Annotated in this window: 4 protein-coding genes; 3 read left to right on the top strand and 1 reads right to left on the bottom strand. The window is 50.7% G+C overall.

Annotated features, from left to right (window positions below; translation table 11 throughout):
- Positions 1-44 precede the first annotated feature (44 nt).
- Positions 45-3,578, top strand: coding sequence for a LamG domain-containing protein (locus AAF564_11530; protein ID MEM8486172.1), 3,534 nt, complete (start codon positions 45-47; stop codon positions 3,576-3,578).
- Positions 3,579-3,608: 30 nt separating this feature from the next.
- Here AAF564_11530 and AAF564_11525 read toward each other — a convergent pair whose 3' ends face one another.
- Positions 3,609-5,129 (bottom strand): SulP family inorganic anion transporter, encoded by a 1,521-nt coding sequence (locus AAF564_11525; GenBank protein MEM8486171.1) that lies wholly within the window; start codon positions 5,127-5,129, stop codon positions 3,609-3,611.
- Between the two features lie 905 nt (positions 5,130-6,034).
- On the opposite strand from AAF564_11525, the gene AAF564_11520 reads away from it, so the two are divergent.
- Entirely contained in the window at positions 6,035-7,447 is a 1,413-nt protein-coding gene (locus AAF564_11520; protein MEM8486170.1) for an NAD(P)/FAD-dependent oxidoreductase, read from the top strand.
- Between the two features lie 98 nt (positions 7,448-7,545).
- Positions 7,546-8,079, top strand: a complete 534-nt coding sequence (locus tag AAF564_11515; GenBank protein MEM8486169.1) for a hypothetical protein — start codon at positions 7,546-7,548, stop codon at positions 8,077-8,079.
- Positions 8,080-8,147 lie beyond the last annotated feature (68 nt).

The raw sequence follows: 8,147 nt of genomic DNA, 5'->3' as shown, positions 1-8,147 counted from the left end.
TTGTGCGTGATCGATCAGGTGCAGCAACGCCACTGGATCTACAAATGCAAAAACGCATCAGTTTTCCAGACAACTGGGTAAATCTGGAAGCAGCGGATAACCATGCAAATTGGGTAGAGGGTGGCGGTTTGGAAATCGTCAACTCCATGATTTTGAGATCGGTTGTCCCAGCGACGGCGTTGAACCAGGCGTGCAAGGCGTCCCACGAAATCACCATCGAAGCCTGGATTCGGCCAGCAGACCTGGCCCAGGGCAATGACGATCCGGCACGCATTGTATCGCTGGCTGAGAGTACCTCTAACCGTAACGCAACCCTGGGGTACGAACGGAGCGGAAGCGCCAGCAATGCCACCTATGAAGTAAGTTACCGTCTTGAAAACAATGGTCTGGAGTATAAGAAAACCACGTTTCAGGCAAACGCTGCGGTTGAAGATCGCCTGCACGTCGTTTACGTGCACGAAAGCTCAGGGATCTCGCGGATGTACCTGAACGGTATTCAGATCACACAACGGACAGATGCCGGCGATTTTTCAAACTGGGTAGAAGATTTCCCGCTCGTATTAGGTAATGAAATTGTTGGAGGCGATGTCCCCTGGCGCGGTACCTACTTTCTGCTCGCACTCTACGATCGGGCTTTACAACCAGATGAAATCCAATCGCACTTTGAATCAGGTACGGTCAAAGGACGCACACTGGATAATGCATTCAAATGGTATGCACCGGGCATGCATTTACTGGATAGTGGCCTGATTGCTAGCCGCGATACGATGACGGAAGGATTAAGAGGCTTTTCGCGCCATGCAGCTGCAACCCTGCTGCCGGCTGCCTTAAATACAACCTCGGGAGCAAACCCGACGCCTGTCAGCTTTGCCGTTAGCCCATACCTTGGGTTGGGATTGAAACAAGCCGTTGATCCCTACACTCCGCTGCTCGTCTCAGCCGAATTGTTGTGCCTGGATCAAGCAACCGGCACCTTACAGCCCGTTGCATCCCATTTTCTGAATGCCGGCAATACGGAAGAAGAAAGCATCAAATGGGGAGAAGAAACACACCGCAAGCTATGTCCAGACTCGCCGTTTGCCATTCTCAGATTAAGAGAAATCAATGAACGCGGCGACGGATCGGATATTGACACAACCCGCAACAAAGCAACCCTGACGGCAACATACGGCTATGCCATTCTGAAAGAGCTCGAACAGCCAGAAAAATTTGCGCGCAGGGTATTCCCGCTCCGCGCTTCGGTTACTGATCTGCGATTTAGAGAAGGACAATTTGGCGGCCAAACCATGCCCGTACGCGTTTCCACGCCTGTCGATGAACCTCCGCAACTGAATGTTTTTGAATACGCCCCTCCGCAGGCAGTGGGTATTCAACCGCTTTACATACCCGGTCTCTGGCGCATAGTTGATGTTGACCCGGACAAAAACACGAAGAAGCATTTTGTCGTAATCGCACAGAAAGGTGCACTATCACTTTACGGCCCATCGCCAGAGAGCGAAGACGCAGAACTGGTGCATCTCATTGCACAGCTCACAGACACCGCAGCGGTAAAACGACTCAAGGCCAGTCTCGAACGTGGTGATGATACGCTCAATGAAGAACTCCGAACAGCATTTACAATAACATCAGACGCAGATCCGGAAACTAAACCGGCGCTTAGCACAGCTGCTGTTGTCCACCGCGCATGGCCATGGGGCCTGAGTGGTCTTCGGATACAGGTTGCGTATGGCGCAGCCCCTTCCCCTGAAAATCCGGCGCTACTGGTCCCGGATTATATCGGTGCAACAGGTTTGCTGAATGAAAGTGAAGACACGGAAAGAACCTTGTGGTGGCAATCGCAACCTTACCAGGTTCAGTACCGGGCAGCCCGCACGGGCCGGCCAGTAGCCGGCCTCCCCAAACACTTCAGAGCAGAGGCAATCAAAGGGTTTCTCCCTGTGCTACCAACACCTCCTATGCCGGCCATCAATGTAAGCGACGAGACAACGTTCAATGCTGAAGCTTCTCTTGCAGAACGGTGGCAAGCTGTGTTACCTGGTTTAATGCGCTACATGGTTGTTGGAAACCGTCCGGGCGTACCTTTTGCATTTCGAAACCAGTTAATCCGCCAAAATGGGTTTGAAGCGGGCAACAATACCCGAGGCGAAATCATGGTTTCTGGCAGCGTGCCAGTCCAGCATCGCATGCCGCGGCCCGTTTCGCTGCCACACACGGGCCGGCGTGAGCGCGCCCTGCAAACATGGGCAAGCTATTTCGAGCCAAATCATTTACTTGCTGCTGAAACAGTGCCTACCGACGAAGCTTTCTTCGCCAACTGTGATGGCTTCGATGCACTCCGCTTTAAATTGAAGCTAATCAATCCAGGCCCGGGCACACTGTCCGCTGACTGGAATAATGACCTCGTTTTCTCCATCCTGATTGAGGTTGAAGGGGGAAATCCGGATGCCTTTATACCGCAAGAGGAGCAATCAGACGAACCGGAGCAAGATCCTGATACCGTTGTTGTCGATTTTATCAAAGATCATATTGAAGAATGGGTTTCCATCGAAATTGCAAATGGAGATGCGTCCTTCTCATACGAGTTGATTGGTAAGGAAGAAGGCAATGCATACCTCTTCCGCCTCATTGAAAAAGACAAAACAAGTTTCGAGGGTTCGTTTGGTGGCCTGGCCCCGGGCGGCGTGCTAACTGCGATCGCACGTTTAGGGCACCCCGCTTACACAGACGATTATTACCAGACGATGCCGTTTCCCATGCATCGGATTGATGAGAGCAAGTTCAGGTTACCGCTGCGGCCCTACTATGTACAATTTGAGGATCCTGAGTACAACAGAAGACTGTCATCAGCGGCGACACAGGGCACAAGAAACATGAAAATCAACGTGACCAAACCTGATGGTGAAATCGAAAATGAACGCAGTACGGTAACCTTCGCAACAGACCGCAAAGCGTATAATCCGGATAGCTTGTTGTCCCTCAGATTTGACTGGGGCCAGAATTTTGTCAGCAAAGGCTTCTTGAAAGTTGAAAAAATAGAAGCCGGCGGAGGCAATCCGATCTTGCTGTACTTAACGGATCAGGATAGCGGCGCAAAGAACGCTGAATTTGAGCTTGCGGCCGGCAAGCTTAAACAAATCCAACTGAATGCATTGGCGCAAGAAACTACGCCAGCCGCGTTGACAACAGGTATTACATTGCAACTTACCTTGCGGGTGACAGAAATTCAGGAAACAGATGTCTCCCTTTTTGAAGAGCAGGTGGTTGTATTAAACGTAGACATCGTCGAAGAAGCCATCATCCCTAAACCTGAGGCCGCATACGGCTTGCTACGTGCTATTGACGAATCGGCGAGCGCTGTTGAATGTGCGCGGTTTGCCTGGGGCCCGGAAGCCAATCGCATCGACCTGGTCTGTCCGGATGACTTGCGTACTGGCATCGTCCGTCGCCGGGCCGTATTTAACTGGACAGACACCGTTCGACCTAATCCTTTTAAAGGCTATGCGCTGCAAAAGATTACCCAAACGGGTGCTACCCATTTCCCTACAACGGATGATTTTGAACTCAGAGATAGTGCATAGCGCATTCTCTGAGTGTCCAGCATTTGAATCTTAGTGCCCCATCGCCATTTTCATCCCTGGCTTGTCGTGGATGCCGACGCGATCCAGAAGAGAAGCGCTGGCATCATTCAGACCAATGACTTGTGCCTTCACTCCCCGGTCTCTGAACTTGAGCACTGCTTTGTCAATAGCAGCAACCGCTGAAGCATCCCAAACGTGGGCACGACTCAGATCGAGGATGATCTCGTCTACATCTTCCAGAAAATCGAAGTGCGCGATGAATCCTGTAACGGTGACAAAAAACAGGTTGCCATTTACCGTGTAGGTGCGGATACGACCGTCTTCACTCAACTTGTCTTCCATAAACGCCACTTCAGCCACCTTACGGGCAAACAGCAGTGCGCTGAGTAGAATACCGACGAATACGCCGATTGCGAGATCGTGGGTAAAGATGACTGTCCCAACCGTAACTACCATCACCAGCGTTTCGCTGGCCGGCATAACCCGCACGGTTTTGAGCGAAGACCAGTCAAAGGTGCCAATCGAAACCATGAACATTACGGCCACCAGTGCGCCCATTGGAATCAGGACGAGCCAATCGGATAACACGAGAATGAAGAACAGCAGGAAAACACCGGCAGCGAGCGTCGAGAGCCGGCCGCGTCCACCAGACTTAATGTTGATGACCGACTGCCCAATCATGGCGCATCCGGCCATGCCGCCAAACATGCCAGCCACAATGTTTGCGATGCCTTGTCCACGCGACTCTTTGTTTTTGTCGCTTGTCGTATCAGTCATCTCATCAACAATCGACGCTGTAAGGAGCGACTCAATAAGTCCAACCATGGCAAGCGCCAGCGATACAGGCAGGATAATTTTGAAGGTTTCCAGCGAAAAAGGAACAGCCGGCAAGCTGAAGAAAGGTAACTCAGAAGGTAGAATACCCATGTCTCCGACACGGCTAAGTCCGTTGGGAATCATCAGGGAAACGAGCGTGAGACCTATGATTGCAACCAGCGGTGACGGCACAGCCGTTGTGAGACGCGGCAATACGTAAATAATGAACAGACCGCCAGCAACAATTGCGTACATAACCCAGCCGGCGCCCACAAACAGCGGCAGTTGCGCCATAAAAATGAGAATAGCCAACGCGTTTACAAACCCAATCATCACTGCCCGCGGCACAAACTTCATGTAACGGCCAAGCTTAAACAAACCAAAGATGATTTGAATCACGCCCGTCAGGATCGTGGCTGCAAGTAGATAGTCAAGTCCATGCTCCTTTACCAGCGTGATCATCACGAGCGCCATTGCGCCCGTAGCGGCGGAGATCATGCCTGGGCGGCCACCAACAAAGGCGGTGACAACAGCGATACAAAAGGAAGCGTATAGGCCAACTTTGGGATCAACGCCGGCGATAATGGAAAAAGCGATTGCTTCGGGGATAAGTGCAAGCGCCACAACAACGCCGGCAAGCAAATCCGCTCTAACATTCGAAAACCACTGCTCTTTCAGGGTTTTTGTGCTCGGAAGAGACAGGCCATACCGGCGATCGCCGAAAATCTTACTAATGTTCAACGTATTCCTCTTACTAAAATCTATATACAAAGCCGCGCAAATCGCGCGCGGAAAAGGGTTATCCAGCGGTTGCCCAAAAGGTGTCCAATAAAAAAGACCTGGGCCATACCCAAGTCTCAAACGGCGTTGTGTTATGCCCTATATGAGCCCCCACACAAATCCTTCTGCACCTGCGGCATAAAACGAACCTGGAAACTGCTTTTCCTCTCGGTGGATCCTGTCTTCAGAACAGGAAGCGCTTCTCTTAACACAATCCATATAGAGGAAGCGCTTTTTAGTGGGTCCTTATTGTTAAGTCATTACATATTAATAACTTAGCTATCGGCTGAAAGGCTTAAACTCTTAACAAAGATGGCAAGATTAGAGCTGCATTACACGTAGTAAAACAAAGCCTGACAAGCAGACAACTAGGAAATTCTTCTGCACTGACTATCTAAGCAGCGTTGTCAATTTAGTAGTCTGTTGCGTGCCATTAATAAGACGAAATACATAGACGCCGGCAAGTGTTGCGCTCCAATGGAAGAGGGACAGAAAAGAAGTAATAAAATGCATAAAGCGAGACTATCTCTAAACAAGCCAGTTCGAGAGTAAGCCTTGAGTATCATATATTTACTACCTGCCTGATAGATAGAAGATTTACCTGAAAGGATTCACCTGTAAAAACGTAACCTGAATGGTGTGAACGACATTTGTTTTGTGAACAGTTAGGTTGAATCTTGCGCAATCAACAGTGTATTGATAGACATCAACTTCAGGAATGAAAGTGCTTTGTGTGATGGTACTAACCTCGAGGCTCTGAATACACTACTTTACATTATGCAGCTGAAGTGTTACATCTTACACTCAATGCGTCGTACCCATCACCAAAACAACTCGATTGAGCCGGCACCTTGAAAAAAGTGTATGATGCGGTCATTATTGGATCTGGTCCTAATGGGCTGAGTGCAGGCATCGTCCTGGCAAAAGCCGGCAGATCGGTCCTCCTCCTTGAAGCCGGTGAAACGGTGGGCGGCGGCATGCGCACGGCACCACTCACCCTTGAAGGGTACAAGCACGACATTTGCTCAGCGGTCCACCCCATGGGCTACCTCTCCCCGTATTTCAAGCAACTTGAGCTGGAGAAATTCGGACTGGAGTGGGTCTTTCCCCAGGTCTCTGTAGCGCACCCGCTGGACGATGAGCCTGCTGTGATTCTAGCCAAGTCTGTTGCGTATACTGCTGATCAACTCGGGGCAGACAGTAAGCGGTACAGGCGCATCATGCAGCCTTTTGCTGACCGGATAGACGACCTGTTTCAGGACATGATGAAACCGCTCGGCCTGCCGGCGTCTCCGCTACTGTTCACGCTTTTTGGTGCCCAGGCGTTGATACCGGCTTCTATTTACGCACGGAAAGTCTTCAAAGAACAACGGGCCAAAGCGTTGTTCGCCGGCTGTGCTGCGCATAGCATTCTGCCCTTCGATAAGTTTTTCACCACTGCGCTGGGACTCATATTCCTCGCTTCGGGCCACGGGGTCAATTGGCCGTTCCCCAAAGGCGGCTCGCAAGCCCTTGCAGATGCGCTGCGCGATTGCTATCTGGCTGCTGGCGGCTCGCTTCAGCTATCAACAAAGATTGAGCATTTTAATCAATTGCCCCCGGCCCGGAAATATCTGTTCGATACCGATCCATGGCAGTTGGCTACTATCGCTAAAGATCATTTGCCAGCGAGCTACGTAAAGCGGCTCCGCAGTTATAACTTCGGCCCTGGCGTATTCAAAATCGACCTTGCCCTCAGTGAACCCATCCCATGGAAAGATCCAAACTGTTTCAAAGCGTCTACCGTACACGTTGGCGGGACATTTGAGGAGATTGAGGCTTCAGAAGCTGTCATCTGGGAGGGCAAATACAGCGACAAACCCTACGTGCTCATTGCGCAGCAAAGCCATTTTGATGAAACCCGCGCACCTGATGGCAAACATACGTGCTGGGCCTATTGTCACGTACCCAATGGAGGGGACAGGGATGTGCGGCAGGTTATCAAAAACCAGATCGAGCGATTTGCACCTGGATTTCAAGACACCATTCTGGCTGAGCACACCATGAATGCTTCTGCGTTTGAGGCCTACAACTCCAATTATGTTGGAGGTGCAGTGACCGGCGGCGCTGCGGATATTTCTCAGCTTTTTACTCGTCCGGCTCCGCGATTGAATCCATACAGTACGCCGAATGAGCATCTCTTCCTTTGCTCAGCTTCTACCCCACCCGGCGGCGGCGTACACGGCATGAATGGGTATTATGCAGCCCAAAGCGTGCTGCGCAAACTGCGTTGAACTGGCCACTGCGAATGACCCTGTTTATGGGTAACTTTACCCGTATATTTCAACGTATCACTCTTTTTCATCCCATTTAACCCATACCCAACAAGGCTGTGAAACGTATTGCCTACTTTCTCCCCCTGCTCCTTATCATCCTTTCTGCATGCACGTCAACAGACGGCTCTACGCCGGCTATTGAATCTGTTTCTGAAGAAGAAATGGCCATTGACCAGGCGGTTCTCAATGCTTATGCGGTCCTCTCGTTTGAAGAAGGGTCTACGCCGGATTATGATGCCATGGCGTCCCTCTTCACTTCAAATGCAACGATGTACAACTTCCGTTACGACAGCCTCGCAGCGTTTGATATCACATTGTTTATTCAAAGCTACAAGAGTGCCATCGACCGTGGTGCCATTTCGTCGTTCAGCGAAGTTGAACTGGGTGGAAAAACGGAATACTTCGGTAATGTCGCCCATCGCATGAGCGCTTATGCCTCGTACTTCAACGGCTCCGATGAAATTGGTGAGCGCGGCGTGAACAGCTTTCAGCTCTTGAAAGTAGACGGCGAATGGATTATCAACTCTGTGATCTGGGACGTGGAGAAAGAAGGCCAACCCATTCCGCCACGGTACCTGGGTGCTGAATGAAAATGGCAAACCACTAAATCCCGAAGGATTTAGTGGTTTGCGTTGAAGGTTACAGGTTGAAGGTTTTT

Source organism: Bacteroidota bacterium, assembly GCA_039111535.1.
In the GTDB taxonomy this organism is placed as follows: Bacteria; Bacteroidota; Rhodothermia; order Rhodothermales; family JAHQVL01; genus JBCCIM01.
This window is presented reverse-complemented; position numbering and strand designations above follow the sequence as displayed.